Annotated in this window: 31 protein-coding genes and 2 pseudogenes; 11 read left to right on the forward strand and 22 right to left on the reverse strand. The window is 46.9% G+C overall.

Annotated features, from left to right (window positions below; translation table 11 throughout):
* Positions 1-36 precede the first annotated feature (36 nt).
* From ACINK7_RS15620 to ACINK7_RS15640, 5 genes are all read left to right on the forward strand, one after another.
* Positions 37-1,617, forward strand: a complete 1,581-nt coding sequence (locus ACINK7_RS15620) for a DHA2 family efflux MFS transporter permease subunit (RefSeq protein ID WP_404356626.1) — start codon at positions 37-39, stop codon at positions 1,615-1,617.
* The gene (locus ACINK7_RS15625) at positions 1,614-3,068 is read left to right on the forward strand and encodes an efflux transporter outer membrane subunit (protein ID WP_404356628.1); all 1,455 of its coding nucleotides are present in this window, start codon (positions 1,614-1,616) and stop codon (positions 3,066-3,068) included. Before ACINK7_RS15620 ends, ACINK7_RS15625 begins: the two co-directional genes overlap by 4 nt.
* Positions 3,065-4,255 (forward strand): efflux RND transporter periplasmic adaptor subunit, encoded by a 1,191-nt coding sequence (locus ACINK7_RS15630; protein ID WP_404356629.1) that lies wholly within the window; start codon positions 3,065-3,067, stop codon positions 4,253-4,255. Before ACINK7_RS15625 ends, ACINK7_RS15630 begins: the two co-directional genes overlap by 4 nt.
* A 1,002-nt stretch (positions 4,256-5,257) precedes the next feature.
* Positions 5,258-5,533, forward strand: a complete 276-nt coding sequence (locus tag ACINK7_RS15635; protein WP_404356631.1) for a BrnT family toxin — start codon at positions 5,258-5,260, stop codon at positions 5,531-5,533.
* Complete coding sequence (locus ACINK7_RS15640) at positions 5,511-5,783, forward strand: BrnA antitoxin family protein (RefSeq protein WP_404356633.1); 273 nt, start codon at positions 5,511-5,513, stop codon at positions 5,781-5,783. The genes ACINK7_RS15635 and ACINK7_RS15640 overlap by 23 nt, the downstream gene beginning before the upstream one ends.
* A 301-nt stretch (positions 5,784-6,084) precedes the next feature.
* On the opposite strand, the gene ACINK7_RS15645 is transcribed toward ACINK7_RS15640, so the two are convergent.
* The 3 genes from ACINK7_RS15645 to ACINK7_RS15655 form a co-directional block, all read right to left on the reverse strand.
* A complete protein-coding gene (locus ACINK7_RS15645; protein ID WP_404356634.1) occupies positions 6,085-7,017 on the reverse strand; it encodes an Rpn family recombination-promoting nuclease/putative transposase in 933 nt (310 codons plus the stop codon).
* 582 nt (positions 7,018-7,599) lie between these two features.
* A complete protein-coding gene (locus tag ACINK7_RS15650; RefSeq protein WP_404356636.1) occupies positions 7,600-8,013 on the reverse strand; it encodes a type II toxin-antitoxin system VapC family toxin in 414 nt (137 codons plus the stop codon).
* Entirely contained in the window at positions 8,001-8,240 is a 240-nt protein-coding gene (locus tag ACINK7_RS15655; protein ID WP_404356638.1) for a hypothetical protein, read from the reverse strand. Before ACINK7_RS15655 ends, ACINK7_RS15650 begins: the two co-directional genes overlap by 13 nt.
* A gap of 1,222 nt (positions 8,241-9,462) precedes the next feature.
* Between ACINK7_RS15655 and ACINK7_RS15660 the strand changes: the two genes are divergently transcribed.
* Positions 9,463-9,594 (forward strand): hypothetical protein, encoded by a 132-nt coding sequence (locus ACINK7_RS15660; RefSeq protein ID WP_404356640.1) that lies wholly within the window; start codon positions 9,463-9,465, stop codon positions 9,592-9,594.
* Between the two features lie 557 nt (positions 9,595-10,151).
* Here the strand turns inward: ACINK7_RS15660 and ACINK7_RS15665 are convergent.
* Positions 10,152-11,036 (reverse strand): Rpn family recombination-promoting nuclease/putative transposase, encoded by an 885-nt coding sequence (locus ACINK7_RS15665; protein ID WP_404356642.1) that lies wholly within the window; start codon positions 11,034-11,036, stop codon positions 10,152-10,154.
* A gap of 304 nt (positions 11,037-11,340) precedes the next feature.
* Positions 11,341-11,667: a hypothetical protein gene (locus ACINK7_RS15670; RefSeq protein ID WP_404356644.1), complete on the reverse strand. Its 327-nt coding sequence runs from the start codon at positions 11,665-11,667 to the stop codon at positions 11,341-11,343.
* Between the two features lie 84 nt (positions 11,668-11,751).
* Here ACINK7_RS15670 and ACINK7_RS15675 point away from each other — a divergent pair, with 84 nt between their 5' ends.
* On the forward strand, positions 11,752-12,168 hold the full coding sequence (locus ACINK7_RS15675; protein WP_404356646.1) for a hypothetical protein: 417 nt from the start codon (positions 11,752-11,754) through the stop codon (positions 12,166-12,168).
* 313 nt (positions 12,169-12,481) lie between these two features.
* Here the strand turns inward: ACINK7_RS15675 and ACINK7_RS15680 are convergent, their stop codons facing one another.
* A complete protein-coding gene (locus ACINK7_RS15680) occupies positions 12,482-12,739 on the reverse strand; it encodes a PD-(D/E)XK nuclease family transposase (RefSeq protein WP_404356648.1) in 258 nt (85 codons plus the stop codon).
* Positions 12,740-13,043: 304 nt separating this feature from the next.
* The gene (locus ACINK7_RS15685; RefSeq protein ID WP_404356651.1) at positions 13,044-13,349 is read right to left on the reverse strand and encodes a hypothetical protein; all 306 of its coding nucleotides are present in this window, start codon (positions 13,347-13,349) and stop codon (positions 13,044-13,046) included.
* Between the two features lie 24 nt (positions 13,350-13,373).
* Here ACINK7_RS15685 and ACINK7_RS15690 point away from each other — a divergent pair, with 24 nt between their 5' ends.
* Positions 13,374-13,670, forward strand: coding sequence for a BrnT family toxin (locus ACINK7_RS15690; protein ID WP_404361462.1), 297 nt, complete (start codon positions 13,374-13,376; stop codon positions 13,668-13,670).
* Positions 13,636-13,971: a BrnA antitoxin family protein gene (locus tag ACINK7_RS15695; protein ID WP_404356653.1), complete on the forward strand. Its 336-nt coding sequence runs from the start codon at positions 13,636-13,638 to the stop codon at positions 13,969-13,971. The genes ACINK7_RS15690 and ACINK7_RS15695 overlap by 35 nt, the downstream gene beginning before the upstream one ends.
* A 672-nt stretch (positions 13,972-14,643) precedes the next feature.
* On the opposite strand, the pseudogene ACINK7_RS15700 reads toward ACINK7_RS15695, so the two are convergent.
* The 5 genes and pseudogenes from ACINK7_RS15700 to ACINK7_RS15720 form a co-directional block, all read right to left on the reverse strand.
* Positions 14,644-14,889: pseudogene (locus ACINK7_RS15700) on the reverse strand (PD-(D/E)XK nuclease family transposase); the annotation flags it as partial.
* Positions 14,890-15,192: 303 nt separating this feature from the next.
* Positions 15,193-15,474 carry a hypothetical protein gene (locus tag ACINK7_RS15705; RefSeq protein WP_404356655.1) on the reverse strand — a complete coding sequence of 94 codons (282 nt, stop codon included), beginning with the start codon at positions 15,472-15,474 and terminating at the stop codon, positions 15,193-15,195.
* Positions 15,475-15,596: 122 nt separating this feature from the next.
* Entirely contained in the window at positions 15,597-15,983 is a 387-nt protein-coding gene (locus ACINK7_RS15710; protein ID WP_404356657.1) for a type II toxin-antitoxin system VapC family toxin, read from the reverse strand.
* Positions 15,983-16,243 carry a hypothetical protein gene (locus ACINK7_RS15715; RefSeq protein ID WP_404356659.1) on the reverse strand — a complete coding sequence of 87 codons (261 nt, stop codon included), beginning with the start codon at positions 16,241-16,243 and terminating at the stop codon, positions 15,983-15,985. The genes ACINK7_RS15710 and ACINK7_RS15715 overlap by 1 nt, the downstream gene beginning before the upstream one ends.
* A gap of 437 nt (positions 16,244-16,680) precedes the next feature.
* Positions 16,681-17,196, reverse strand: coding sequence for a glycosyltransferase (locus ACINK7_RS15720; protein ID WP_404356661.1), 516 nt, complete (start codon positions 17,194-17,196; stop codon positions 16,681-16,683).
* Here ACINK7_RS15720 and ACINK7_RS15725 point away from each other — a divergent pair.
* Positions 17,188-17,331, forward strand: coding sequence for a hypothetical protein (locus ACINK7_RS15725; protein WP_404356663.1), 144 nt, complete (start codon positions 17,188-17,190; stop codon positions 17,329-17,331). The two genes, ACINK7_RS15720 and ACINK7_RS15725, sit on opposite strands and share 9 nt — an antisense overlap.
* A 115-nt stretch (positions 17,332-17,446) precedes the next feature.
* Here ACINK7_RS15725 and ACINK7_RS15730 read toward each other — a convergent pair whose 3' ends face one another.
* From ACINK7_RS15730 to ACINK7_RS15745, 4 genes and pseudogenes are all read right to left on the reverse strand, one after another.
* Complete coding sequence (locus ACINK7_RS15730) at positions 17,447-17,794, reverse strand: glycosyltransferase (RefSeq protein ID WP_404356665.1); 348 nt, start codon at positions 17,792-17,794, stop codon at positions 17,447-17,449.
* Between the two features lie 419 nt (positions 17,795-18,213).
* A pseudogene (locus tag ACINK7_RS15735) lies at positions 18,214-18,477 on the reverse strand (type II toxin-antitoxin system YafQ family toxin).
* Positions 18,464-18,730, reverse strand: coding sequence for a type II toxin-antitoxin system RelB/DinJ family antitoxin (locus tag ACINK7_RS15740; RefSeq protein WP_404356667.1), 267 nt, complete (start codon positions 18,728-18,730; stop codon positions 18,464-18,466). The pseudogene ACINK7_RS15735 and the gene ACINK7_RS15740 overlap by 14 nt, the downstream one beginning before the upstream one ends.
* 211 nt (positions 18,731-18,941) lie before the next feature.
* Positions 18,942-19,457 carry a glycosyltransferase gene (locus ACINK7_RS15745; RefSeq protein WP_404356669.1) on the reverse strand — a complete coding sequence of 172 codons (516 nt, stop codon included), beginning with the start codon at positions 19,455-19,457 and terminating at the stop codon, positions 18,942-18,944.
* On the opposite strand from ACINK7_RS15745, the gene ACINK7_RS15750 reads away from it, so the two are divergent.
* Complete coding sequence (locus ACINK7_RS15750; RefSeq protein ID WP_404356671.1) at positions 19,449-19,592, forward strand: hypothetical protein; 144 nt, start codon at positions 19,449-19,451, stop codon at positions 19,590-19,592. The genes ACINK7_RS15745 and ACINK7_RS15750 overlap by 9 nt on opposite strands.
* Positions 19,593-19,707: 115 nt before the next feature.
* Here the strand turns inward: ACINK7_RS15750 and ACINK7_RS15755 are convergent, their stop codons facing one another.
* The 6 genes from ACINK7_RS15755 to ACINK7_RS15780 form a co-directional block, all read right to left on the reverse strand.
* Entirely contained in the window at positions 19,708-19,977 is a 270-nt protein-coding gene (locus ACINK7_RS15755; protein ID WP_404356673.1) for a hypothetical protein, read from the reverse strand.
* Between the two features lie 265 nt (positions 19,978-20,242).
* Entirely contained in the window at positions 20,243-20,977 is a 735-nt protein-coding gene (locus ACINK7_RS15760) for a WecB/TagA/CpsF family glycosyltransferase (protein ID WP_404356675.1), read from the reverse strand.
* A 66-nt stretch (positions 20,978-21,043) separates the two neighbouring features.
* On the reverse strand, positions 21,044-22,459 hold the full coding sequence (locus tag ACINK7_RS15765) for a BNR-4 repeat-containing protein (protein WP_404356677.1): 1,416 nt from the start codon (positions 22,457-22,459) through the stop codon (positions 21,044-21,046).
* The gene (locus ACINK7_RS15770) at positions 22,443-23,624 is read right to left on the reverse strand and encodes a glycosyltransferase family 4 protein (RefSeq protein ID WP_404356679.1); all 1,182 of its coding nucleotides are present in this window, start codon (positions 23,622-23,624) and stop codon (positions 22,443-22,445) included. Before ACINK7_RS15770 ends, ACINK7_RS15765 begins: the two co-directional genes overlap by 17 nt.
* Positions 23,608-24,969 carry an O-antigen ligase family protein gene (locus tag ACINK7_RS15775; RefSeq protein ID WP_404356681.1) on the reverse strand — a complete coding sequence of 454 codons (1,362 nt, stop codon included), beginning with the start codon at positions 24,967-24,969 and terminating at the stop codon, positions 23,608-23,610. The genes ACINK7_RS15770 and ACINK7_RS15775 overlap by 17 nt, the downstream gene beginning before the upstream one ends.
* The gene (locus ACINK7_RS15780) at positions 24,953-25,864 is read right to left on the reverse strand and encodes a glycosyltransferase family 2 protein (protein ID WP_404356683.1); all 912 of its coding nucleotides are present in this window, start codon (positions 25,862-25,864) and stop codon (positions 24,953-24,955) included. Before ACINK7_RS15780 ends, ACINK7_RS15775 begins: the two co-directional genes overlap by 17 nt.
* Positions 25,865-26,060 lie beyond the last annotated feature (196 nt).

A 26,060-nucleotide genomic window follows, 5' to 3' on the forward strand; every position in this document is an offset into this window, starting at 1 on the left:
TTTGACTGATTCCCGACACCCATGCTTTAAGCGGCAATGAGCATCATTTATGCGAAACGCCTGAAAGGTTGGCGCTTTATTTTGTTCAATGGTTGCTTGGGCTTGAGTCATGCCCTAGTCCTATTCAATGCAGGCGCCTACATCGCGATGCTTCCCCGCGTCGCCGGCGGCCTCGGCATTCCGTTGAGCTATGCCACTTGGACGCAAACCGATTATATGATCGGTTTAGCGCTAGCCTTTCCGGTCGGCGGCTGGTTGTCGCGGCGCATCGGCGAATACCGCCCCTTTGTCGCTGCCTTTACGATCTTTGCGCTGGCCTCGTGGATTTGCGCCTTCAGCTCATCTTTCTATGTTTATTTGGCCGGACGTATCGTCATGGGCTTTGCCGGCGGTCTGACATTGCCGCTCGGACAATCGCTGTTGATCAAAGAGTTCTCGGATAAACGCAAATCGGTAGGAATCGGGGTCTGGAGCCTATTTACCTTGACGCCCTTCACTTTCGCGCCCCCCTTCGGCGGCTGGATCGCCGACACCCTGGGTTGGCGCTGGTTGTTTTGGATCAACGTTCCGGTCGCGCTCACGATTGCCGGAATCGTCGGCGCACTGCTCTATGGGCGCGGCTACAAGCGAATCTGGCGGCGCTTCGACTCCACCGGTTTTATTTTAATAGCCGTAATTCTGGGTTGCCTGCAAACGATTCTCAATATTGGAAACGACTGGGATTGGACGAATTCGCCGTTGATCGATGCCTTGATCATCGTCATGGCTATCAGTCTCGCCTATTGGATCGTTTGGGAACTCGGCGCACGTCATCCGTTTTTGGATATAGGACTGTTCGCACATCGCAACTTCACAATCGGCGCCCTATCGCTGTTTCTGGGCTTTCTGTGCTTTCAAGGCCTGCTATCGATGCTGATCGTGCAATTGCAAATCACCCTAGGCTACTCGTCATGGCTGGCCGGACTAGTTTTTCTGCCGATGGCCATTTTCGCAAAACCGATGGGAGGGATCTTCCATGAAATCATCAAGCGCTTCGATGCCCGCCTATTGGCCTCTTTTAATTTACTCGGCTTCGCGGCGACCTATTTCTGGCTCAGCCGCTTCGATGTAAGCGACGCCTATGCCGATCTGTTCTGGCCCAAGCTATTGGAAGGCATTTGTCTGGGCAGTTTTTTCGTGCCGTTGACCGCGCTGATGCTGCAAGGCCTGCCGCCGGAAAGGCAATGGCGGGCCGTCGAATTGGCCGGGCTAATGCGGATTGCCGGAGGCGCATTCGGAATCACGCTGCAAACCATCATCATCTATCAACGCAAACCGTTTCATATGACCCGGATAGCGGAAGTCCTGACACCGCTCGCACATCGTTACGACCAAGACATGGAACCCTTACTTGCAACCGGGCTGTCCGAACGGCAGGCATTCATTAAACTGGCCAAAATCGTGGAACGCGAATCGGTGCTGAACGCGATGAACGACGCTTACTGGTTGGCCGGCTGTCTATTCGTCGGCTTATCGATCTTGGTTTGGTTCGCCTATCCGACCCGTCAACCGGCTAAATCGACGATCGCCCGCGCGCTAAGGCGCAAGGCTCAACAAGCCTTATCGGAGGGGCCATGACAGGTAATCCGGCCAAACAGCACACCGCTAGCGCCTGCCTACTCGGTGGTACGCTATTGATAGCCGGTTGCGCGTGGTTTCCCGAAAGCACGCAACGCGCCGTAATGAATGCGTTGCCTGAGATAGGCCAAACATTTAGCGAGGCGCAGCGGAGACTGCCGACGACCGATCGATGGCCGGATTCGGCTTGGTGGGAAATTTTCAACAATCCGCAATTACAAACCCTGATCGAAGCCTCGCTCGAAAGCAACCCGGACCTGAAAGCCACTGCGGCACGACTAAGCCAGGCTCAGTCGATGGTCGATGCGCAAGCAGCCGAACTGTATCCGACCGTCCATGCCAACATCACCTTCAATGCGCAACGATTTTCCGCGAACAGCGTGCAAGTCAAATTCGCCGGAGAAAATTTCCGGCACATGCTGATCAACCCATTAATCTTGCGTTATCACCTGGACTTTTGGGGACGCGACAAAGCCGCTTTGCAAGCCGCTGTCGGCCGTGCCGTTGCCGTCGAAAACGAACTGGCCGACGCCAAATTATTGTTATCGGCCACCGTCGCGCAAGGCTATTTCGACTTGAGCGAAAGCGCCGAAAAACTGAAACTGATACAACAAATCGTGCAACACAAAAAAACACTGCTAAAGCTCGAACAGACCCGGCTCGAGCTCGGTTTGGTCGAACGCTCCGCGCCACTGAATACCGAAATCGAATTGAATGCGGCCCGAGAAATCGAAGCCGCTTTTCGCGCCAAGGTCGATCTACAGCGCCATTTACTCGCAGCGCTCGCCGGGCGTGGCCCCGACTGGGGACAAAGCATCGCGGCCGGCCCCAGCTTGTTTCCGAAACGCTTGAATCTACCGGCCAACCTACCGTTGAACCTGCTCGCACACCGTCCCGATATCGCTGCTGCCAGGCTGCATGCCGAAGCCGCCGCCGAAGAAATCAAAGTCGCCGAAACCGCATTTTACCCGGACGTCAACCTAATCGCATTTACCGGACTGCATAGCGTCAGCATGACCGACGTAATGTTACAAGGCGCAAGCTTGGCCTATGCTGTCGGACCTTCGATCGAGTTTCCGATCTTCGAAGGCGGCCGACTACGCGCTAATTTGACTTATCAAGAAGCCACCTACGATGCGGCGGTGGAACGCTATAACGCCAGTCTGCTGCATGCCGTGCAAGAAGTCGCCGATGCCTTGACGCGCTGGCAGGAGATCGAAGCCAGACTCGGCGAGCAGCAACGCTCGTTAGATGCAGCGGAAAGCAATGAAAGTCTCGCGCAAACCCTTAATCGAACCGGGCTCAACAACCGCAGCGATTTACTGGAAGCCCGAATTCAGGTTTTGGATCAACGCTACCACTTGGCGACGCTCGAAAACCAACGTTTCAAAACCGCCGTGCAACTCTTTAAAGCCCTGGGTGGCGGCTATACCGAAAACGACAAACTATGACGACAGCCGTACCCAAAAAAATTCGCCCGAAAGAAATCCTCCGCCAACGTAACCGCCGATTGAAAGGCATAACACTGGCGATATTACTGGCCGGCTTGAGCTATTTTGCCTATTGGTGGTATATGAATCGGGATTGGGTCGCTACCGACGACGCCTTCGTCGCGGGACATTTGATCACAATCAAAGCGTTGACCGAAGGTATCGTCGTCGAAGTCGCGGTCGAAGACACCCAGTCCGTGCAAGCCGGCGACCTATTGATTCGCCTCGACGGCAACCATGCCGAGGTCGCATTGCAACAAGCGAAAGCCGAATTGGCCGAAACGGTCAGAAACATCGTCACGCTGAAAGCCCGAATAGATACGCTCAATCATCGCGTGATTGCCCGGCAAGCTTCATTGGCGACGGTTCGCCACGATCTCAAGCGCTACGAAAGCGCCCTCTTCGAAGGCGCGGTATCCGAACAACAAGTGCAAAACGCCCGCGACCGACTGCGCGAATTGGAAGCTGCGATCGGCGAAGCCGAAGCGGAAAAATCGGGTATCCAAGCTCAATTGCTCGAAACCGCTATTGAAAACCATCCGTCCGTCGATAAAGCCAAGAGCCGTGTCAAAAAAGCCTATTTGGATTATCGGCGCAGCAACATCTTCGCGCCGGTATCGGGCTATGTTTCCAATCGCCGCGCGCATGTCGGAGATCATATCAAGTCCGGTATGCCGTTAATGGCCATTGTGCCGCTAGACGAAGTCTGGATAGAGGCCAATTTTCTCGAAACCCAAATCGCTTCTATCCGCCCTGGCCAATCCGCGGAAATCAAGATCGACGCTTACGGCGGCGAAAGGCTATACCATGGCACCGTGCAAGGCCTAAACCCCGGAACCGGCAGCGTATTCGCGGTACTGCCGACCAACAACGCCACCGGCAACTTCATTCATATCGCCGAGCGCGTGCCGGTCCGCATCGGCCTTGACCCGAAAGAAATACAGGAACACCCGCTGCAACCTGGACTATCGACACTAACCCGCATCAACATTAGCGAAACGGGAGAGCCGCTCTTGACCTCGAACGCCGGCACCCGTACCGAGTTTTACCGTACTACTATCTTCGACAACGAATTGGAAGAAGCCGAACGATTAATCCGAAAAATCATTTATCAAAACCAACCCAGCAATAATCGCTCAAACGATTAACCTAAAAAGAGCGGTTGAGAGCCTTGTCGAAGGTTGAATGGAAGAGTCCTTGTCGATATGTGAAGACCTCCATAACGTCAACAGGCTCACCACCCCAGAGGTCGATAATCCCGACAAGAGCAACGATACATTCCCTACAGTTTCTTAATCCAATTGCCAACCACAGTCGACGCAGAGCGTCTAAAGCGGCATTCCCACGCAGAGCACTCGCCGTTATACACAAGTATCGGTAAACTTGCTAAACAGAGTTCGTCGTATACCTGGAAACGGTGCTGTTTGATAAATCTGCGGATATTGAACATCAGTGGCTTCGAAATCGCGATCTGGGGATCGCTCCCACAGAGCATCCAGCCCCTTGTGGGAGCGACGCCTTCGTCGCGATTTCGAAGTCGGTTACGTTAAGCAACAATAAAGGGTATCGAGGTCACATTCGCCAAGATGGCAAGACGGTATCTACGACTTATGTATAACGGCGAGCGGAGGACCGTGGGAACCAGAACCACCCCTACGATACGAACTGCCTTGCGGTAAGCGAATCTTTCCAGCCATTCCAAAGCGCCTATACTCTTCTTATTCTTGATCGCACCAACAACAAGAAAAGTAACCTGACCCTGAGGTATCCCCACAAAACGCTCATTCCCACGCAGAGCATCACTGCCATTAAGTTAAGGGAAACCCGTCATTCCGCCATGGACTGGCGGAATCCAGTGCCATGGATGGCAAGCTTTTGAGGCACATTAGAGCCTGAATGCAAGCATTACTTATCTCTGTGACGGCTTAACTTAATGGCAGTGGCGCAGAGCGTAGGAACGATGATAAAAAATAAATATATCTATCAACCAATTTTCAGCCAAAAAATTGTTTTATTTGGCTATTTCGTGGGGATACCTCAGAACCTGACCCCTTTATCGTGACCCCTTTATCGTGACCCCTTTATCGACTATTAATAATGTAGTAACAAAAAAACTTGCTTAATCAATAGATTGTTTCTACGATAAAAATATGCAAGTTGAATTCGACCCCGCTAAGAATACCAGAAACATCACTGAACGCGGCTTGAGCTTTGAACGCGCGGTTGATTTTAATTTTGAAACCGCTGTTATCTGGATTGACGACCGCAAGATATACCCGGAAGTGCGTTTCTCTGCACTAGGTCTGTTGACGGGACGTGTTCACTCGCTTGTTTTTACTGAAACAGCCAACGGTATCCGGGTAATCAGCTTTCGCAAAGCAAATAAACGTGAGGTAAAACGATATGAGCAAGCTAGTAAATCCTGAGTTGATAGATGACGAAAACCCTGAATGGACTGAAGAAATGATCAATCGGTCTATTCGTTTTGACGATCTGCCGGAGTCGTTACAAACCAAGTTAAGGGGACGCGGCAAGCAGAAAACGCCGACCAAAGTTTCGACCACGATTCGCTTTGATGCCGATGTGCTAGATGCCTTCAAGGCGACCGGCAGCGGCTGGCAAACGCGTATGAACGAGGCATTAAAAGAATGGCTTAAGGAACATCCGGCTGCATAGTTTCCGCAACCTTTCTCGATAAATTTATGCTGAGTATTTGGCTACCCACTTAAGCCGGGACGGCTTAAGCTTTGTTCGCTGAGCGGAGTCGAAGCGAACAAGGCGATTGGCTTCGACTCCGCTCAGCCAGCAACCCGATTGATCCGCTCAGCCAGCAACCCGATTGATCCGCTTAACGAAAAGTCAATCTGTCCCGCTTAAAATGGGAGACCTTATTCTTTATTGCACCGACGGCAAGAAAAATAACCCGATCCCTTTTACTTTTTAATTGGTAGTTATTTTAATGCGCTTGACCACGACTTTATAAGGGTTCATCTGAAATGAAATGCGCAGGGTTAGCACGTATTTCGGCAATAGCATCGATGCTAAGCCCAGTCAATTCGGCTATGTCTTCATCGCTCATCTCCCGGCGGATCATTCTGATCGCTAAGTTGCGTTTTTCATCAAGCCGACCTTCTTCTTTTCCTTCCTTTTTACCCTCTTCTCTACCTTCTTCTCTACCTTCTTCCCTACCTTCATCCCTCGCCGTGTCGATTACGTTTTTTAGATCGCGGTAGTATTTCAGACTGGACTCATAAGCGTCGCGTTCTTCCGGTTGAAAGCGGGCGATCCGGGCTTTTTCGAATAGACTCAGAAAGACCCTTTCGCGTAGCCTTGGCGGAATTTCGTCCAATTCATGCAGGTGGCGGAAAACGTAAAACCATTTATCTTGCAGAGTGTCTAGTTCATCCTCGGTTTTAGTGAAATTGGGCAGGGTCAAATAAATAAAGGTTAATTTGTCGTAAAAAACCTGATGATGCTGGTTTTTCAATTGGACCCGATGCACGACTTCATGACGGCCTTGGCTTTCGTCTTCATCAAAAACAAAATCCAGGATGCCGATCGTATAAACCGCAGCCAGCTTAAAATTCCAGTCACCTCGCTCGGCTTGCTGTTGAATCGGAAACGTGGAATAAAACACGCTCCGATCTTTAAAGAAGTTCTGCTTAGCCTTTTGCAATTCCACGATAAAGTGTTCGCCTGTCGAACTGATACAGCTCAGGTCGAAAATCGCTTTGCGATCTAAAGCCGTCGTACCCTGACGCTCATTTTGATTGAATTGCAACTCGTGAATTTGGTGTTTTTCCGGCAGCAGGGTATTTAAAAAGCTGATCAAATGCTCTTTACTAGCCTCTTCGCCAAACGCTTTTTTGAAACCAAAGTCGGTAAATAGATTAATAAATTTTTCTTTCACGGCACGGTTTGAGCTTATTACGGGAAATTAGGATGGAGTTTAGCATATCTATTCCTTAGCTTTTTTAGCTTTAGATGAACCCGACATCATCCTCTGGTTTTCGCCGACCGTATCTAGCTAACGCTAAGAGAAAGGTGCTTAAATGCAAGGCAACCGCATCAAAAATACTTTTCCTCGTTCCCACGACCCTCCATCACTGCCATTAAGCTAAGGGTTACCGTCATTCCGCCATGGACTGGCGGAATCCAGTGCCATGGATGGCAAGCTTCTAAGAGACATTAGAGCCTCAATGCAAGGATAACTTAATTTTTATGACGACTTAACTTACGTTCGGCACCGTCTCCGGCGGTCAAAAACACAATGTCATCACGATCCTGCAACATTTCGGCCGCATCGAGAATCACACCCAAACCATGCGCCATGCCATGCGTACCGACGTACGCCGCAACAAACTTACCTTTAACGCCTAGCGAATCGGCAAATGCATCATCGCGCGGTTGATCGATAAAAAAACCGAGATCGACGCCGTTACGAATAACCGACGACCTGAAAAGTAACCTGCCCCCTTTATAGTGGTTAAATTCAATCCATAAATGGGTTTAACAATTTAACGCCGGTGCGCTGCACATCATCTACATTGCGTGTAACTAGAGTTAGGTCGTGTTCCAACGCCGTCGCGGCAAGCAAGGAATCGATGACTGGCAATGGATCAGGCGCATTTAGTCGGCCCCAGCGATCAGCGATAGACGTGGTCACCGGTAAAATCCGGCCTGCCATGTCGTTTTCTATCTTAGACAACCAGCGATCCAGGTTTTCGGCGGCTGCGGGGTCACGGCGATTCAGGCGTTCAATACCGTTACGCACTTCACCTATGACCAATACGGACAAATACAGGCCTTTGCCATCGACACTGGCAAACCAACGCTTAACACCGGCATTGGCGCGATCCTTCTTACGTAATTCCGACAGGACGTTGGTGTCGATCAGGAATCCCATTCCGGTGCCTCTCTGCCCATGTCACGAGAACGAGAAAAATCCGCGTCCTCGCCGACATCCGGCATCGAGGCCAGCAGGTTTTTGATATCCTGTCCCGCGTTATTGTTAGCGCGATCATAAATAATGGCTACCCGCACCGGACCAGCGGGTATTTCCGGCGGTAGCTGCAAGTGCAAACAGTGATCTAACGGTATTTCTGCAACGGCTTCGTAGTATTGGGCGGTCATCGTAATTCTCCTAATGAGATAGACTCAAAATCTTATAGTAAGTTTGGCAATTCGAATACATGAAAGTACACTCAATCATCAAATACACCAACACCATCCGGAATCTTGCCATCCTTAATCATTGCAAATTCGATTAGCTACTGAGAAATTATTTCCTCGGCAGAATCAAACGGCTGTACGGCGGAGTTAATTCTTTCAAGCCTTTCAGCGACGTCATCATTATCAATAGATTCATCTAGCCATTTTGATTGAGTCTAGGCAAGTCGAACAAGCAAAAAATAACCAGGCCCTGTGGGAGCGATCCCCATATCGCGATAATCGAAGCCGAACAGGCCAAAAACCGAAAAAAGCAATCGAAGCCACAATGGCTAAGCACAGCAAGCTACGCGTAATTATTCACCTCCCTATCGTTTCCTCGCTCTAAGGTCACTACCATTAAGTTAAGAGAAACCCGTCATTCCGCCATGGACTGGCGGAATCCAGTGCCATGGATGGCAAGCTTTTAACCTAAAAAGAGCAGTTGGTAAGTGTTGTAGACCGTTCGTGCTGAGCTAAGTCGAAGCATGAAGGGTCTACAACACTTTCACCGTCTTGGTGAAGCCTCAAACTACCATTCACCCTTCGACGGGCTCAGGGCGAACGGTAGTTTGAGACCCTCAACTGCTCTTTTTAGGTTTAAGGTACCTTAGAGCTTGAATGCAAAAATTACTTATTCTTAACACGGCTTAACTTAATGGCAGTGACGCTCTAAGTTGGCAATGAATAGTCGTAGGGTGCGCATCGCGCACCTTTCCTCGGCGCTGAACCGACAAGTGCCCGATCCAGGTGCGCGATGCGCACCCTACATCTGGCGCTTAATAGCCTATGAACACCAACAATTTCAAAAAATATTTCGGTTTAATAAAGCGGGAACACCGAAATTAGCTATACATGGCTTCTTTCGACAGCCTAGGTTATAACCCAACGTGTCGCTAATCCCCCGTGCCGGGTCACTGCCATTAAGTTAAGGAAAGCCCGTCATTCCGCCATGGACTGGCGGAATCCAGTGCCATGGATGGCAAGCTTCTAAGAGACATTAGAGCCTCAATGCAAGGATAACTTAATTTTTATGACGACTTAACTTACGTTCGGCACCGTCGCCGGCAGTCAAAAACACAATGTCATCACGATCCTGCAACATTTCGGCCGCATCGAGAATCACACCCAAACCATGCGCCATGCCATGCGTACCGACGTACGCCGCAACAAACTTACCTTTAACGCCCAGCGAATCGGCAAATGCATCATCGCGCGGTTGATCGATAAAAAAACCGAGATCGACGCCGTTACGAATAGCCGACGACCTGAAAAGTAACCTGACCCCTTTTCTGCATAAGTCTTAATAAGCCAATGAAATCAATGCTGTTGCCGTTTAGCAACAGCATTGATTTATAAGTGTTTTTGGTACTTGTGTATAACGGTGAGTGCTCGGCGTGGGAATGCCGCTTTAGACGCTCTGCGTCGACTGCGGCGGGCAATCGGATTAAGAAACTGTAGAGAATGTATCGTTGCTCTTGTCGGGATTATTGACCTCTAGGGACGCAGAGCGTCCCGGGATGTATTCCCACGCAGAGCGTCACTGCCATTAAGTTAAGGGAAACCCGTCATTCCGCCATGGACTGGCGGAATCCAGTGCCATGGATGGCAAGCTTTTGAGGCACATTAGAGCCTGAATGCAAGCATTACTTATCTCTGTGACGGCTTAACTTAATGGCAGTGACGCAGAGCGTAGGAACGATGAAAAAAATCAATATATCTATCAATTTTCAGCCATAGCAAATTGTTTTATTTGGCTGTTTCGTGGGGATACCTCAGAACCCGATCCCTTTTACTTTTTAATTGGTAGTTATTTTAATGCGCTTGACCACGACTTTATAAGGGTTCATCTGAAATGAAATGCGCAGGGTTAGCACGTATTTCGGCAATGGCATCGATGCTAAGCCCAGTCAATTCGGCTATGTCTTCATCGCTCATCTCCCGGCGGATCATTCTGATCGCTAAGTTGCATTTTTCATCAAGCCGACCTTCTTCCCTACCTTCATCCCTCGCCGTGTCGATTACGTTTTTTAGATCGCGGTAGTATTTCAGACTGGACTCATAGGCGTCGCGTTCTTCCGGTTGAAAGCGGGCGATCCGGGCTTTTTCGAATAGACTCAGAAAGACCCTTTCGCGTAGCCTTGGCGGAATTTCGTCCAATTCATGCAGGTGGCGGAATACGTAAAACCATTTATCTTGCAGCGTATCCAGTTCATCCTCGGTTTTGGTGAAATTGGGCAGGGTCAAATAAATAAAAGTCAGTTTGTCGTAAAAAACCTGATGATGCTGGTTTTTCAATTGGACCCGATGCACGACTTCATGACGGCCTTGGCTTTCGTCTTCATCAAAAACAAAATCCAGGATGCCGATCGTATAAACCGCAGCCAGCTTAAAATTCCAGTCGCCTCGCTCGGCTTGCTGTTGAATCGGAAACGTGGAATAAAACACGCTCCGATCTTTAAAGAAGTTCTGCTTAGCCTTTTGCAATTCCACGATAAAGTGTTCGCCTGTCGAACTGATACAGCTGAGGTCGAAAATCGCTTTGCGGTCTAAAGCCGAAGCACCCTGGCGCTCATTTTGATTGAATTGCAACTCATGGATTTGGTGTTTTTCCGGCAGCAGGGTATTTAAAAAGCTGATCAAATGCTCTTTACTAGCCTCTTCGCCAAACGCTTTTTTGAAACCAAAGTCGGTAAATAGATTAATAAATTTTTCTTTCACGGCACGGTTTGAGCTTATTACGGGAAATTAGGATGGAGTTTAGCATATCTATTCCTTAGCTTTTTTAGCTTTAGATGAACCCGACATCATCCTCTGGTTTTCGCCGACCGTATCTAGCTAACGCTAAGAGAGAAAGGTGCTTAAATGCAAGGCAACCGCATTAAAAATACTTTTCCTCGTTCCCACGACCCTCCATCACTGCCATTAAGCTAAGGGTTACCGTCATTCCGCCATGGACTGGCGGAATCCAGTGCCATGGATGGCAAGCTTCTAAGAGACATTAGAGCCTCAATGCAAGGATAACTTAATTTTTATGATGACTTAACTTACGTTCGGCACCGTCTCCGGCGGTCAAAAACACTATGTCATCACGATCCTGCAACATTTCGGCCGCATCGAGAATCACATCCAAACCATGCGCCATGCCATGCGTACCGACGTACGCCGCAACAAACTTACCTTTAACGCCCAGCGAATCGGCACATGCATCATCGCGCGACTGATCGACAAAAAAACCGAGATCGACGCCGTTACGAATAACCGACGACCTGAAAAGTAACCTGACCCCTTTTCTTACAGAACCTGACCCCTTTTCTGCGAACACCTGCCCCCTTTTCACTGAAGGATCCATAGATAAGGCTTGAAAAAACTGAAATTAAATGTAAGACGGGTATATAATGCCGGCTGAGACGAATACCAATTAAGTGATCGAATCATGTTAGCCGCAGAAGATATTGAATACATCAAAACACATTTAGCCGTTTGGCTTGCCGAACAATCGCTCGGCAAACCGCCGGTAGTTTATGAAATCGAATTGCGCGAGCGCATGGTGCGGGTTGAAGAAGCGCTGAAAAACCAAGGCGAAGAGCTCAAAGCGCAACGCGAAACCATGATGATGATCATGCAGCAGATGGATAAGCGTTTCGAACAGGTCGACAAGCGTCTCGAGCAGATGCAACAAGAAACCAATAAGCGCTTCGAACAAATGCAACAAGACAACAACAAGCGTTTTGAGCAAGTTCATCAGGAAATACTACAACTCCACCGCGACATGCGGCAACTAACCATGTGGGCGATGGGTATATTTCTATCAGTCGCCGGTCTGGCTGTCGCCGTGTTCCGGTTGATATAGCGGTTATCTCCAAGCAGAACGGCGATTTACTAGTTACTAGGACGAAGCCAACAAAAACGGCTGCAATGTCATAACGATAGGGGTAGGGAAGATTTCTCTCCCCTCCCTCCGAACCGTGCATGCGGTTCTCCCGCACACGGCTCTCCAGTCGGTGGTTTCCTCATCGGGACAAGCTGGTGAGTCACTTTGTTATTATTGGTGAACGCCATGACTCCGCGTTACCACGTCAGCCCACAAACTCGGATTGATTCGTTACCTTCAGCTCGCTTCAACGGCTGAGCCTCTTTAAGCCTTTTACCTGAGGGCCCCTGTGTCAGGATAGTAACCTGACCCCTTTTCTTGCGATAAAGTGTTCGCCTGTCGAACTGATACAGCTGAGGTCGAAAATCGCTTTGCGGTCTAAAGCCGAAGCACCCTGGCGCTCATTTTGATTGAATTGCAACTCATGGATTTGGTGTTTTTCCGGCAGCAGGGTATTTAAAAAGCTGATCAAATGCTCTTTACTAGCCTCTTCGCCAAACGCTTTTTTGAAACCAAAGTCGGTAAATAGATTAATAAATTTTTCTTTCACGGCACGGTTTGAGCTTATTACGGGAAATTAGGATGGAGTTTAGCATATCTATTCCTTAGCTTTTTTAGCTTTAGATGAACCCGACATCATCCTCTGGTTTTCGCCGACCGTATCTAGCTAACGCTAAGAGAGAAAGGTGCTTAAATGCAAGGCAACCGCATTAAAAATACTTTTCCTCGTTCCCACGACCCTCCATCACTGCCATTAAGCTAAGGGTTACCGTCATTCCGCCATGGACTGGCGGAATCCAGTGCCATGGATGGCAAGCTTCTAAGAGACATTAGAGCCTCAATGCAAGGATAACTTAATTTTTATGATGACTTAACTTACGTTCGGCACCGTCTCCGGCGGTCAAAAACACTATGTCATCACGATCCTGCAACATTTCGGCCGCATCGAGAATCACATCCAAACCATGCGCCATGCCATGCGTACCGACGTACGCCGCAACAAACTTACCTTTAACGCCCAGCGAATCGGCACATGCATCATCGCGCGACTGATCGACAAAAAAACCGAGATCGACGCCGTTACGAATAACCGACGACCTGAAAAGTAACCTGACCCCTTTTAACCGTTCCCTTTTTCTTGTAACAGGTTGACATGGCATAATTAACGCATCTACAATTATTTCATCAGCGATCAATACACTTGGCAAGAGAGCAAGCGGCAAGCCAATTTGGATAAACACCAGCTTGATTTCATGGATGCAGATTGGGTACTTGAAAGCCCGTATCGCCTAGATATTGAAACCGAACGAAAAGGCGAACGCCGCCAACAATCTTTTGCCTATGTATTCGATCTGCTAATGGTGTTGACTATTGTATATTTACCGGGGGAAATTCCTCACATCATCAGCTATCGCCCCGCCAAACGCACTGAAAGAGAGGCTTATTATGACTGGCTTGAAAATGACTACGATGACGCTTAAAGAAATGCGTGCAGCTCGGGAACGTGGTGAATCAAAAACTGATTTGGAGCTTTTACACCAAAATAAATTAACAGGCATTGAGCCCGAGGATGACGTGGATTCACCAGACGCAACCCTTGCGATACGAGAAGTAAGCGCAAAGCGTCGCGCTGGACGTCCAGCAGGCAGTGGTAAGAAAGAACAGGTAGCCATCCGATTGGACAAGGATGTACTGGAAGCTTTCCGCGCCACCGGTCGGGGCTGGCAAACACGAATGAATGACGCGCTTAAAGCTTGGCTTAAAGAACATGTTCCAGGATAAAAACTAATATATTATTAACCCGGCCCTTAAATATCGTTAGCTCGTAGGTTGTGCTGAACCAAGCGAACCGCATCTGTAGGGATTGATTCGGTTCCTGGCACACCGCCTACGGTCCTGAACCTTTTAGCTTCCAGAGCCTAAAAACATGCGTCCGATTACGCTAGCGCTAATCGCACCTACACGGGCTGCTACCGTGATCCGGATGTTATAGTCAGTTTGGGTTAGACTTTAGCCGTAACCCGACGCATCGCCAGATCCGAGTCAATGAAAATGAACTTTAGAAAATGCTATATTGCTATATCTGACCCCAAAGCCCCTTTTGATTGAGTCTAAGCAAGTCGAACAAGCAAAAAATAACCAAGGCCAGACAAGGCCTACAACCCCACCCTAAACGGCCGCAATCCCACTGATAGGGGTAGGGAAGATTTCTCTCCCCTCCGAACCGTGCATGCGGTTCTCCCGCACACGGCTCTCCAGTCGGTGGTTTCCTCATCGGGACAAGCTGGTGAGTTACTTTGTTATTATTGGTGAACTCCATGACTCCGCGTTACCACGTCAGCCCACAAACTCGGATTGATTCGTTACCTTCAGCTCGCTTCAACGGCTGAGCCTCTTTAAGCCTTTTACCTGAGGGCCCCTGTGTCAGGATAGTAACCTGACCCCTTTTCTTGCTGCCTTTTGCAATTCCACGATAAAGTGTTCGCCTGTCGAACTGATACAGCTCAGGTCGAAAATCGCTTTGCGATCTAAAGCCGTCGCACCCTGACGCTCATTTTGATTGAATTGCAACTCTTGAATTTGGTGTTTTTCCGGCAGCAGGGTATTTAAAAAGCTGATCAAGTGCTCTTTACTAGCCTCTTCGCCAAACGCTTTTTTGAAACCAAAGTCGGTAAATAGATTAATAAATTTTTCTTTCACGGCACGGTTTGAGCTTATTACGGGAAACTAGGATGGAGTTTAGCATATCTATTCCTTAGCTTTTTTTAGCTTTAGATGAACCCGACATCATCCTCTGGTTTTCGCCGACCGTATCTAGCTAACGCTAAGAGAAAAGTGCTTAAATGCAAGGCAACCGCATTAAAAATACTTTTCCTCGTTCCCACGCCCCTCCATCACTGCCATTAAGCTAAGGGTTACCGTCATTCCGCCATGGACTGGCGGAATCCAGTGCCATGGATGGCAAGCTTCTAAGAGACATTAGAGCCTCAATGCAAGGATAACTTAATTTTTATGATGACTTAACTTACGTTCGGCACCGTCGCCGGCGGTCAAAAACACAATGTCATCACGATCCCGTAACATTTCAGCCGCATCGAGAATCACATCCAAACCATGCGCCATGCCATGCGTACCGACGTACGCCGCAACAAACTTATCTTTAACGCCCAGCGAACCGGCACATGCATCATCACGCGGTTGATCGATAAAAAAACCGAGATCGACGCCGTTACGAATAACCGACGACCTGAAAAGTAACCTGACCCCTTTTCTTATTAAACGCATTGGTAACCGCTACGATACGGTCCGCCATACGGTAAGCGAATCTTTCCAGCCATTCCAAAGCGCCGATAATCTTCTTATTCTTGATCGAACCGACGACAAGAAAAGTAACCCTTTTAAAACATTCACTTTGATCCCATATCGGTTTGGGAAAAATCGTTTCCTTTGAACAGCAATGGCTTGTTGAGTTGTTTGGCAAGCGCGTAGCTGCAACAATCACCAAAATTCAATTTAGCCGGGTGTCGGCCTTTACCGTATTCTCGCCATGCTGTTCGTGCCAGTTTGGCCTGCTGATGATCGAATTCGACAATAATGGGAGACAAATTAGCAAGCCATTCGTCTAATTTTTTGGCACCGGCAACGCCTTTCTTATATTCGATGACCATAGCAGTTTCGACGAGACTAACCGCACTCAGGTAAAGTGTCTCCGCTTCAATGAGTTGATTCAATAATTGGTCGGCATCCGGCTCGAGCAGCAATACTGCGATCACTACGGATGAATCGATAACCATCAATCATTACCCCATAAACCGTTATCGCTTTGATCATAACCAAGGATTTGATCAGGGGAACGATGATCGAGCGTAGGCAAAGTTGCACAGTCTTTCGCTATCTGCATGAGTTTTTGCTTTTTTAACATTTTTTGAACGTTTCCCTCTTGAGAAAAACGATCGATCTCAATATCGTCGATTTTTAATTCTTGATGCTTGGACAAGATAGCCATTAATCGATCGACATAGGCTTCTTGTATTCTGATATGTATCGTGGTCATAATTTTTGGAGTTCCCCAAGTTGGCATCGGTTAAACCGTCCGTATTTTAAAATCCTCGCAATGTCTTTCTCCCGCTTGTTTGCATACCAATAGGCCATAGCCATCTTCGGAGCGCGTAGGCGATATGCGTTATTTTACTTCGGCTTTCATCCGGCTTTATCTAAGCTGAGAACCAGCGAGAATGCCTGATTTTTTGCGAAATTCAAGCGGTATTACGACTTTGGACCGTTCGGAAAAGAAATGCCTTGCATAGCGTTGTCCCTCGATTTTGATCGGTTGATTCAGTATGCCGTGAGTCGATTATTCAAGCAGTAAAATATACACTGATGTCAAAGCAACCGCAAAACGTTGCACAGTAGACTGCGCACCGCGCACCTTTACAAGGCGTTCAGATCAATGACAGACCGCGTTCGAGACCAGGTGCGCGATGCGGCACCCTACACAACCGATTCCAAAACCTCCTCAAAACGGCGCGCCAACACCTGGCGGTCAAACTCCGCACTCACACACGCTTTCCCTGCTACGCCCATCGCCGCGCATTTTTCCGGCGCATCGGCCAAGGCCGTAATCGCAGCCGCCAGCTCCATCGGATTTTCCGGCTCAATACCAATCCCCGAACCGGCCTTTTCCACAATTTCCCGGCTCTCGCCGCGCACGCCGAGAATAATCGGCTTCTTCATCGCCATCGTATCGAAAATCTTTGACGGAATCACGGTCAAAAACAAATCCAGCTTCTTCAACAACACCAAACTAACATGGGTAATCGACCACAAAGCCGGCATTTGTTCCTTCGGCAACTGCCCCAGCATCTTGACATTCCGCAAACCTCGCCGCTCCAATTCCGACTGCAACCGGGCCAGTTCGGCACCGTCGCCGGCGGTCAAAAACACAATGTCATCACGATCCCGCAACATTTCGGCCGCATCGAGAATCATATCCAAACCATGCGCCATTCCGTGCGTGCCGACGTACGCCGCAACAAACTTACCCTTAACGCCCAGCGAATCGGCAAATGCATCATCGCGCGGTTGATCGACAAAAAAACCGAGATCGACGCCGTTACGAATAACCGACGACCTGAAAAGTAACCTGACCCCTTTTCTTAAAGTTAAGGGTCACCGTCATTCCGCCATGGACTGGCGGAATCCAGTGCCATGGATGGCAAGCTTCTACGAGACATTAGAGCCTCAATGCAAGGATAACTTAATTTTTATGACGACTTAACTTACGTTCGGCACCGTCCCCGGCGGTCAAAAACACAATGTCATCACGATCCCGCAACATTTCGGCCGCATCGAAAATCACATCCAAACCATGCGCCATTCCGTGCGTGCCGACGTACGCCGCAACAAACTTACCCTTAACGCCCAGCGAACCGGCAAATGCATCATCGCGCGGTTGATCGACAAAAAAACCGAGATCGACGCCGTTACGAATAACCGTCGTCTTACTCTCGCTACCGCCATGCGCTACAATATGCACCTTGAACGCATTGGTAACCGCTACGATACGGTCCGCCTTGCGGTAAGCGAATCTTTCCAACCATTCCAATGCGCCGATAACCTTCTTATTTTCGATCGCACCGACGGTCTAAAAAGTAACCTGACCCTGAGGTATCCCCACGAAATAGCCAAATAAAACAATTTTTTGGCTGAAAATTGGTTGATAGATATATTTATTTTTTATCATTGTTCCTACGCTCTGCGCCACTGCCATTAAGTTAAGCCGTCACAGAGATAAGTAATGCTTGCATTCAGGCTCTAATGTGCCTCAAAAGCTTGCCATCCATGGCACTGGATTCCGCCAGTCCATGGCGGAATGACGGGTTTCCCTTAACTTAATGGCAGTGATGCTCTGCGTGGGAACGAGCGTTTTGTGGGGATACCTCAGAACCTGACCCTTTTTATACAACTGTAGCCGAAGCAAGTCGAAACCTTGGGGACGGGTTAAATAACCCGTTCCGCCGGAGGTTAACCAAACAATTCACTATGCGAACCTAACCGCACTAACAGCAAGGTATCCTCGTCTGGCTTGCTGTAGATCAAAAGCAAGTCAGGTTTAACGTGGCACTCACGATAGCCTGACTAGTCGCCAGACAGGGAATGGTCACGGTATTTTCCAGGCAAGTCTTCATTGCTAATCAGCTTGTACAAAACTTCAATCAGTGCGGTGTTTATATCGCCATGTTTTTTGAAATCCCGCTTAAAAGCCGTAGAGCGCTCAATCGTCCGCATTCAGGTCAACCATCAGTTCATTGATGGTATTGAAGCTCTCACCCTTTCCTGCTTCAAGTTCAGCGATGGCTTTTCGCGTCGTTGCATTAGGCACTTCCACCGTAAATGGCAGTCGATGCTCCTCGGCAATACGTATCATAAGCAAACGTATTGCGTCCGATACCGTCAATCCCATTGCTTCTAAAGCTTCGGTTGCAAGCTCCTTCGTTCGTGTATCAATACGAGCACGGACATAAGTATCTGCGGGCTCCATAATTATCCCCATTAATTAAGTAATTGGCACAAATTGTAGTTTCAGTGTAGTCACAAATCAAGTTAACTCATATACTACTTAGATCTTAGGGCAGAAGGAGTAGGCCAACTTACTGTGTATTGTATTTTTCCAGAGTACTGAGCACCGCGCACCTTGACAACACATTGCAGCCAATCAACCGCATCCTAACCCCGGCGCCCGATATGGCACCCTACACAACCGATTCCAAAACCTCCTCAAAACGGCGTGCCAACACCTGGCGGTCAAACTCCGCACTCACACACGCTTTCCCTGCTACGCCCATCGCCGCGCATTTTTCCGGCGCATCGGCCAAGGCCGTAATCGCAGCCGCCAGCTCCATCGCATTTTCCGGTTCAATACCAATCCCCGAACCTGCCTTTTCAACAATTTCCCGACTCTCGCCGCGCACGCCGAGAATAATCGGCTTCTTCATCGCCATCGTCTCGAAAATCTTCGACGGTATCACCGTCAAAAACAAATCCAACTTCTTCAACAACACCAAACTAACACTGGTAATCGACCACAAAGCCGGCATTTGTTCCTTCGGCAACTGCCCCAGCATCTTGACATTCCGCAAACCTCGCCTTTCCAATTCCGACTGCAAACGAGCCCGTTCGGCACCGTCCCCGGCGGTCAAAAACACTATGTCATCACGATCCCGCAACATTTCGGCCGCATCGAGAATTACATCCAAACCATGCGCCATTCCGTGCGTGCCGACGTACGCCGCAACAAACTTATCTTTAACGCCCAGCGAACCGGCAAATGCATCATCACGCGGTTGATCGACAAAAAATCCGAGATCGACGCCGTTACCAATAACCGACGACCTGAAAAGTAACCTGACCCCTTTTCTTAAAGTTAAGGGTCACCGTCATTCCGCCATGGACTGGCGGAATCCAGTGCCATGGATGGCAAGCTTCTAAGAGACATTAGAGCCTCAATGCAAGGATAACTTAATTTTTATGACGACTTAACTTACGTTCGGCACCGTCTCCGGCGGTCAAAAACACTATGTCATCACGATCCCGCAAAATTTCGGTCGCATCGAGAATTACATCCAAACCATGCGCCACTCCGTGCGTGCCGACGTACGCCGCAACAACCTTACTCTTAACACCTAGCGAATCGGCAAATGCATCGTCGCGCGGTTGATCGACAAAAAAACCGAGATCGACGCCGTTACCAATAACCGTCGTCTTAGTCTCGCTACCGCCATGCGCCACAATATGCTACTTGAAAGCATGGGTAACCGCTACGATACGGTCCGCCTTACGGTAAGCGAATCTTTCCAGCCATTCCAAAGCGCCGATAATCTTCTTATTCTTGATCGCACCGACGGCCTGAAAAGTAACCTGACCCCTTTTAGTGTACCTTTATCGTAGACCCCTTTATCGCATTTAGCGTGGTAGAGCCACTTTACATTAGAAGGGCACCCACGATCTCCGTGAGAAAGAGATAAGATGCGCGATGCGCATCCTACATGGTTTTTTACTTCTTCAACCAAGCCATTAAAACTTTAAACGCAAATATTGGTAATGCAGTTTGTCTAATCAATCGACTTGGTTGCGATAACAAACGGTACAACCATTCACAATGAATATCGATGAAAAATTTCGGCGCTCGCTTAACGGTTCCGGCAATAACATCGAAAGTCCCACCTACACCCTGGCAAACCCTAATGTTATGAAGTTTGCCTAAATAGTTATCCATCCATAATTCTTGACGCGGGCTACCTAAAGCCACAAATAAAATTTGCGCTTGAGACTGATTGATCAGATTAATCAAATCCGGCATTTGTTCTTCCGGCAAATAGCCGTTCTGAAATCCTACAATTTGAATGCCAGGATAGCGCTCAGTTAGTCGATCAACTGCTTTTTGAATTGTTTCCTGACTAGCACCGTATAAAAAAAGCTTATAGCCCTTAGATACCGATCGTTCGCAGATTTTAGGCATTAACTCCGAGCCCGGTACTCGGCTGATATTAACCTGATTGAGCTTTCTAGCCGCGACAACTACACCAATACCATCGGGTATAATCAGAGACGCATTTCGAAGCCACCCAAGCAATTTAGAATCGCTTTGAGCTTTGATTACTTTTTCCGGGTTTAAAGCAATAATCGTATTCGGCTTTCCGCTATTAATCATTACGTCGACCGCATCCAGCGCTCCTTGCATATCGACACAATCAACAGGCACTCCCAATACTTCAACTCTATCCACCATTACAAGTTCCTAATATCTTTCTTTAATCGAAAGTTTTATATAAACGTTAATACAGTATAAGTCGACTTAATCCCATCGAACACTTGTAATTTTAATTCGCTCAAAATCACAACTTTGAGAATGTACTAAAAACATACTTTTTTCAGGGACAATGAGAACTTTAGGTTGACACCATTTTTTTGCTTTATTCTTACCTTTAGCATCACGGTCTTCGAATACCAACTGCCAGCTATTTGTAAGTCGGGATCGTTTATAAATTTTTAATCCATTAGCAAAAGCCCATAAATTGCCTTTTGCATCAAACTCAAAATCTAGCGCCGAACTCGGCATCGTTTCCGGATTGCTCCAGGTCATTTTGTTTCTATCGAACCTAGTCATTACCCTCGTTTTACCGATAGGTTGTAGTAGTAAGTAAGGCGTGTCTTCTGGATCTAAAAGCAAACGAGTAGGTCCATAAAATTTAGTATTGGGATTAAACAAATTAACTTTATCTGCCGTTTCAATCGTAATCGGCAACTTATATTGGTTACCGATAAGAGAAAAAAATGTTTTACCACCATCTGCTGACCAAGCGTAACTAGGATGAGAATGATCAGAGCCTGGCCCACCTTTACGCCACATCCACGCAATATGCATCCGATTACCAGAATCAAACGCTAACCGGGGTAAATAAGCGGTCCAGCCAAAGCTAACAGCAAAAGGGGTTACCGTAGCGGAATTTCCTTTTTTTAATAGAACATCTTCACTGCCAATTACAAAGTCACCACCAAGCGCGGTCCAAGTTCGCTTTTCAAGGTCGTATTTTGCAATACCTGCTGCTAAACCACGGTTTTTGAAAGATTGCCTAGGCCGCACAGCAAAACGATAGGTTATATATAAATCATCTTTTTTATCGTAAAAAAAAGCTGGATATGTAATTTGGTTACCAGGAATTGCCGACTCCCCAATACCAGGAAAAGGAGTACGCTTAAATTGTTTCAAAGCGAGTTTATCTAACGTTTTGACAATCTCTCCTTTAAATTCAAACCCCTTGATATCGAGTGGATTAGTCGAAACTGAATATTGCCAAGGCATGTTATGCATATTATAAGCAACATGGATATATCCGTTGGCGTCAATTGCTAACGAAGGAACATTATGCCACTGATCGTCTATCGTCTCCGTGTCAACGACAAAAGAATCCCATTTCCAACCCTCACTAGACTTTTCACCTTTTCGTATGACTGTTTTCAAATTAATACCGGTTGATACATTATCAGGCTGCTCTACGGTAACAATAAAAACTTGACCATCACGATATGCAATGGGTGTAGCCCATGTACTAATATTAGATTTAGAAACCTTAATTGGCGCAAGAATATCTTCTACTTGTGCGCAATAGCTGACCGATGAATAAATTAGAAATAAAAAAAATATTAATTTTCTTATAATGTTAGTATCAATCAATTCTTGATTCAGGTAATGTTTATTCGCATTTTTCAAGACAACTCTCGATCGCTTGACAGTATTTGGATGCAATTGATGCTTGACGAAAAAAATCAAAGCGCCCCTCCTCTAAATAAATTTTAAGCCTGTCTCGCAACTCATCGGCTATCTGGTTAAATTTAAGGATGCCATTATTAATGCTAGTTTGATCGAATGGATCAACGCGCACACCAACATCAAGATCATCCAAATAACCATCAATACCGGTATCGCCAGAATAAAGCACCGGTACACCGGCCAATAATGCTTCGGTATAGACCATACCGAAGGTATCATACCGGGTCGGCAATAGAAACCCGCGATATTGCGCCATTCTTTTTACAGTTTCCGTATTTTTAAGTTTTCCTAAAAACGATACTTGGTCGGCCAGATCTAATTCCTTAACCCATTGGGCTTCTTCGCTTTCAGCACTACAACCGATTACATCCAATAAGATTATTTGGTTTTTGGCTTTTCCCGAAACAAGACCATTCAACAGTTCTCTAAAGCCCTTTCTCTTACCGTGCCTTTCACGAAACACTGTAACAAATTTTGGTTTGTATGTTCTGGGTTCCGTATTGTCCACCCGAGTAAAGTTAACGATATTTGGAAGTACTGAATAGCTTATATTGCTGTGCCATTCTTCATCTACCGGGTTTAAGTACTCCTTGATCAATCTTTCAGTCCAAGGTGCTGGCAAGAATACTACCAAAGCTTTTTTTAAAACCTTTGCATATAGACCTCGCCGATCCGGTCGCCAACGCATGATACGGCCATCGGTTAATCCTCTTACAGTGCACACATAAGGTTTTTCGGATTTAATTGTTAGGTAATAAGCAACGAGCGCTTCCACTGTCAATTTATGTCCATGAATAATATCGTACTCCAACTCGATATCATCCAGTTCTCGTTTAATCCGCCGCGCCAATCTTCGCATTAAAAAGCTTTGACCGATTGCCGCCGGTAAACCGAAATAAGAAACTGAAATAATACTATCTCCCCGAACAACATACTCATTCAGAGGATTCAGCGTTCGAGAAATCGATACCACATAGTGGTCTAGAGATTCGGATGTTTCTTCAAGTAAGTTTTTAACTGCATCCGTGGTATTTTGCCGGAATACGCCATCAGGATAATTAGCGACAATATGCAATATACGACAACGTCTATCTAAAGGCACCATTACTCATTCCTTTATTTTCCCTAGGAAACAACCACTTGTAATTACAACTAATCAAATAAACCAATACAAAAGTAAACCAATACAGATGAGTCGGCCGCATAATCGAGGCTTCCGCCATATTATGCAATAACAGTGCGGTTGCAAAGGCCGCAAGCCCCCAGCCGAAAACGCTATCTTGTCGGATGATTTTGAGTATCCCTCGATAAGTCACAAAAATCATCAACATTAATATCGTAAAGCCAATTATTCCGCCGCGAACGGCTAGATCCAAATAACCGTTATGGAATTGGCTAATATCAAATCGTAAAGTATGCATAACCGACAACAAAGCATCGAATCCCCAACCAAACCAAGGTTTCATATTAAAAATTTCCCAACCCATATCCCAAACCCGCGTTCGGCCTGTCATGGTCCTGTCTCTCCCTAATTTCGCAAGTATATAATCGACATTAAATACTTCCGGCAAAAAGGCTACGAGCGAAGTTATTCCAATGATTATCAAAAAAAACGCGAAAATAAATTTTATTAAGCGTGCATTAGAATTTCCCTTACTTAATGTCACAAAAAAAGGAATGGTTAAACATAATAATAAAGACATCAAAAGCGACGTTATAGATGTAACCTCCTTACCGCCTTTCAATGCCAAAAAAGGGACAACCAAAAAAAACAGACACATTAACTTAGCGAAAAACCGAGTATGCAGATTATAGAGCATTAGTAAACTCCATACACAAACCACGCAAAACATGCCTAGCGTATTCGGATTACCGGCCACCCCTTGCCAGCGAGTTAGTCGAAAAGTACCGATGCTAGGCATGGCAATCGAAACAAAGATTGATACGGCTATAAAGGCAAGGGACGCTATCGCCAAATGTTTAAACAAGAACTTCGATCCACGCTCTTTCAACATGATCAATAGTACAATACCTACCATAAAATAGCCGATATCGTGAGCATTATGTAAAAGAACTTTGCTTGGATAAACAACCCAAAAAACAGAGAGCCCGCTAAAAACTATAAACACCAAATAGATTTTGCATTTTGTTATTATCTGCCAAGTAAGATTAGTGCGCGTTATAATAGCAGCCAATGCCAAAAGATATGCGGGACCCAGCGTAAGAATCCTGACCAATTCGCCTAAAGTCCCCATTTCAGAAGCACCGCTATGTCTAGCTGTGGCAAGCGCAAACCCCAAATATAAAAGATATATTGTAGTGACAGTATATCTGGGTATTTGCGTCTTTTTTTTTGAAGAAATGGTAGATACTACATTAGCATTTCGAATACGCTTCGAACTCACGCTTGATTCGGTATAAACTGCCATTTTATTATTTCCGATACTCATAAAAATATCGACCAGTTAAAACGGAAAGCTGTCCTAGATTAAGAAATAACTTTCGCGTAACACGCGCTAAATATTTTTGACCGAATATCAATGCTAGAGGCCATAATAAAATAGCTGTCAAAGTGTAAATAAATCGTTTTAAAAACCAAAATATTTTTTCTGAAAAGGATGCCGCAGGTAAAAAAATACGCGCATAAGACTGGCCACCGCGAAAAGAGCGCTTTTTTAAAAATCCGAAAGTCATTCGCTCGGGTGGCACCGCCTCCTCAACAGTTGACTCATTGCACCAAATTAATTTAGCGCCATTTTTCGCCGCCCTTCTAAAAAATAAAGAGTCTGACCCGCCTGATAAACCGAATTCAGGGTCGAAAGGGCCATCATAGCTTTCCAGCAAAGAACGCTTAACCAACGTATTACCGGTTCGTCCGAAATTTATAGTTGTACCTGTTTTAAAATTCGGTCTATCAACTAATCCTACTTCAATTGCCCAACTCGGTGCATTGGGCGGATAAAGTGGTATAACCGGGCCTAATACCGCATCGGCATCGTATTGATGCAAACAATCGAGCAATTGTTTCAACCATATTTCCGAGGCTACTTCATCATCATCGATAAATGCAACATAATCACCTTTACCCATGCTTACGGACCTATTTCTCGCCAAAGCAATATTTTGCTCAGGTTCGACATCATAGACTATATCGATTAAGCCGCGCATCTTAAATTCGTTAATGACAAATTCGGCACTGGCATTCGCATCATTGTCGACAACGATAACTTTGACATTGATATCAGGTGACAATTGCTGCCGCTCGATACTGGTAAGCGTTGCTTTTAAAAGTTCGGGCCGCATGAAGGTGCAAAGACATACATCAATTTGTGCTTGATTAGACATAGAAAACCTTATTGATACTGAATTCAGTGGCAAAATATTTAAAACACACTCATACAATCTGACAATGTTGTAAATTTATTGCACATTTATAGCGTAACTATTCAGTCCCCCGGAAATTATCGTTCCTACGCTCCGGCGTGTGAACGCCTGAGTACCGCTCCAGCGGTACGAGACGCTAGAGCGTCTCGGTCTTCAT

It is taken from the genome of Methylotuvimicrobium sp. KM1, assembly GCF_044788715.1.
Taxonomy (GTDB): Bacteria; Pseudomonadota; Gammaproteobacteria; order Methylococcales; family Methylomonadaceae; genus Methylotuvimicrobium.

Excerpts from the sequence above, each read along its gene's own strand:
- ACINK7_RS15620 (WP_404356626.1), top strand. The coding sequence starts at position 37 with ATGAGCATCATTTATGCGAAACGCCTGAAAGGTTGGCGCTTTATTTTG.
- ACINK7_RS15625 (WP_404356628.1), top strand. The coding sequence starts at position 1,614 with ATGACAGGTAATCCGGCCAAACAGCACACCGCTAGCGCCTGCCTACTC.
- ACINK7_RS15630 (WP_404356629.1), top strand. The coding sequence starts at position 3,065 with ATGACGACAGCCGTACCCAAAAAAATTCGCCCGAAAGAAATCCTCCGC.
- ACINK7_RS15635 (WP_404356631.1), top strand. The coding sequence starts at position 5,258 with ATGCAAGTTGAATTCGACCCCGCTAAGAATACCAGAAACATCACTGAA.
- ACINK7_RS15640 (WP_404356633.1), top strand. The coding sequence starts at position 5,511 with ATGAGCAAGCTAGTAAATCCTGAGTTGATAGATGACGAAAACCCTGAA.
- ACINK7_RS15650 (WP_404356636.1), bottom strand. The coding sequence starts at position 8,013 with ATGGGATTCCTGATCGACACCAACGTCCTGTCGGAATTACGTAAGAAG.
- ACINK7_RS15655 (WP_404356638.1), bottom strand. The coding sequence starts at position 8,240 with ATGACCGCCCAATACTACGAAGCCGTTGCAGAAATACCGTTAGATCAC.
- ACINK7_RS15660 (WP_404356640.1), top strand. The coding sequence starts at position 9,463 with ATGCGTACCGACGTACGCCGCAACAAACTTACCTTTAACGCCCAGCGA.
- ACINK7_RS15670 (WP_404356644.1), bottom strand. The coding sequence starts at position 11,667 with ATGGATCCTTCAGTGAAAAGGGGGCAGGTGTTCGCAGAAAAGGGGTCA.
- ACINK7_RS15675 (WP_404356646.1), top strand. The coding sequence starts at position 11,752 with ATGTTAGCCGCAGAAGATATTGAATACATCAAAACACATTTAGCCGTT.
- ACINK7_RS15685 (WP_404356651.1), bottom strand. The coding sequence starts at position 13,349 with ATGCCATGTCAACCTGTTACAAGAAAAAGGGAACGGTTAAAAGGGGTC.
- ACINK7_RS15695 (WP_404356653.1), top strand. The coding sequence starts at position 13,636 with ATGACTGGCTTGAAAATGACTACGATGACGCTTAAAGAAATGCGTGCA.
- ACINK7_RS15705 (WP_404356655.1), bottom strand. The coding sequence starts at position 15,474 with ATGCGTTTAATAAGAAAAGGGGTCAGGTTACTTTTCAGGTCGTCGGTT.
- ACINK7_RS15710 (WP_404356657.1), bottom strand. The coding sequence starts at position 15,983 with ATGGTTATCGATTCATCCGTAGTGATCGCAGTATTGCTGCTCGAGCCG.
- ACINK7_RS15715 (WP_404356659.1), bottom strand. The coding sequence starts at position 16,243 with ATGACCACGATACATATCAGAATACAAGAAGCCTATGTCGATCGATTA.
- ACINK7_RS15725 (WP_404356663.1), top strand. The coding sequence starts at position 17,188 with ATGCGCCATTCCGTGCGTGCCGACGTACGCCGCAACAAACTTACCCTT.
- ACINK7_RS15720 (WP_404356661.1), bottom strand. The coding sequence starts at position 17,196 with ATGGCGCATGGTTTGGATATGATTCTCGATGCGGCCGAAATGTTGCGG.
- ACINK7_RS15740 (WP_404356667.1), bottom strand. The coding sequence starts at position 18,730 with ATGGAGCCCGCAGATACTTATGTCCGTGCTCGTATTGATACACGAACG.
- ACINK7_RS15750 (WP_404356671.1), top strand. The coding sequence starts at position 19,449 with ATGCGCCATTCCGTGCGTGCCGACGTACGCCGCAACAAACTTATCTTT.
- ACINK7_RS15745 (WP_404356669.1), bottom strand. The coding sequence starts at position 19,457 with ATGGCGCATGGTTTGGATGTAATTCTCGATGCGGCCGAAATGTTGCGG.
- ACINK7_RS15760 (WP_404356675.1), bottom strand. The coding sequence starts at position 20,977 with ATGGTGGATAGAGTTGAAGTATTGGGAGTGCCTGTTGATTGTGTCGAT.
- ACINK7_RS15770 (WP_404356679.1), bottom strand. The coding sequence starts at position 23,624 with ATGGTGCCTTTAGATAGACGTTGTCGTATATTGCATATTGTCGCTAAT.
- ACINK7_RS15775 (WP_404356681.1), bottom strand. The coding sequence starts at position 24,969 with ATGAGTATCGGAAATAATAAAATGGCAGTTTATACCGAATCAAGCGTG.
- ACINK7_RS15780 (WP_404356683.1), bottom strand. The coding sequence starts at position 25,864 with ATGTCTAATCAAGCACAAATTGATGTATGTCTTTGCACCTTCATGCGG.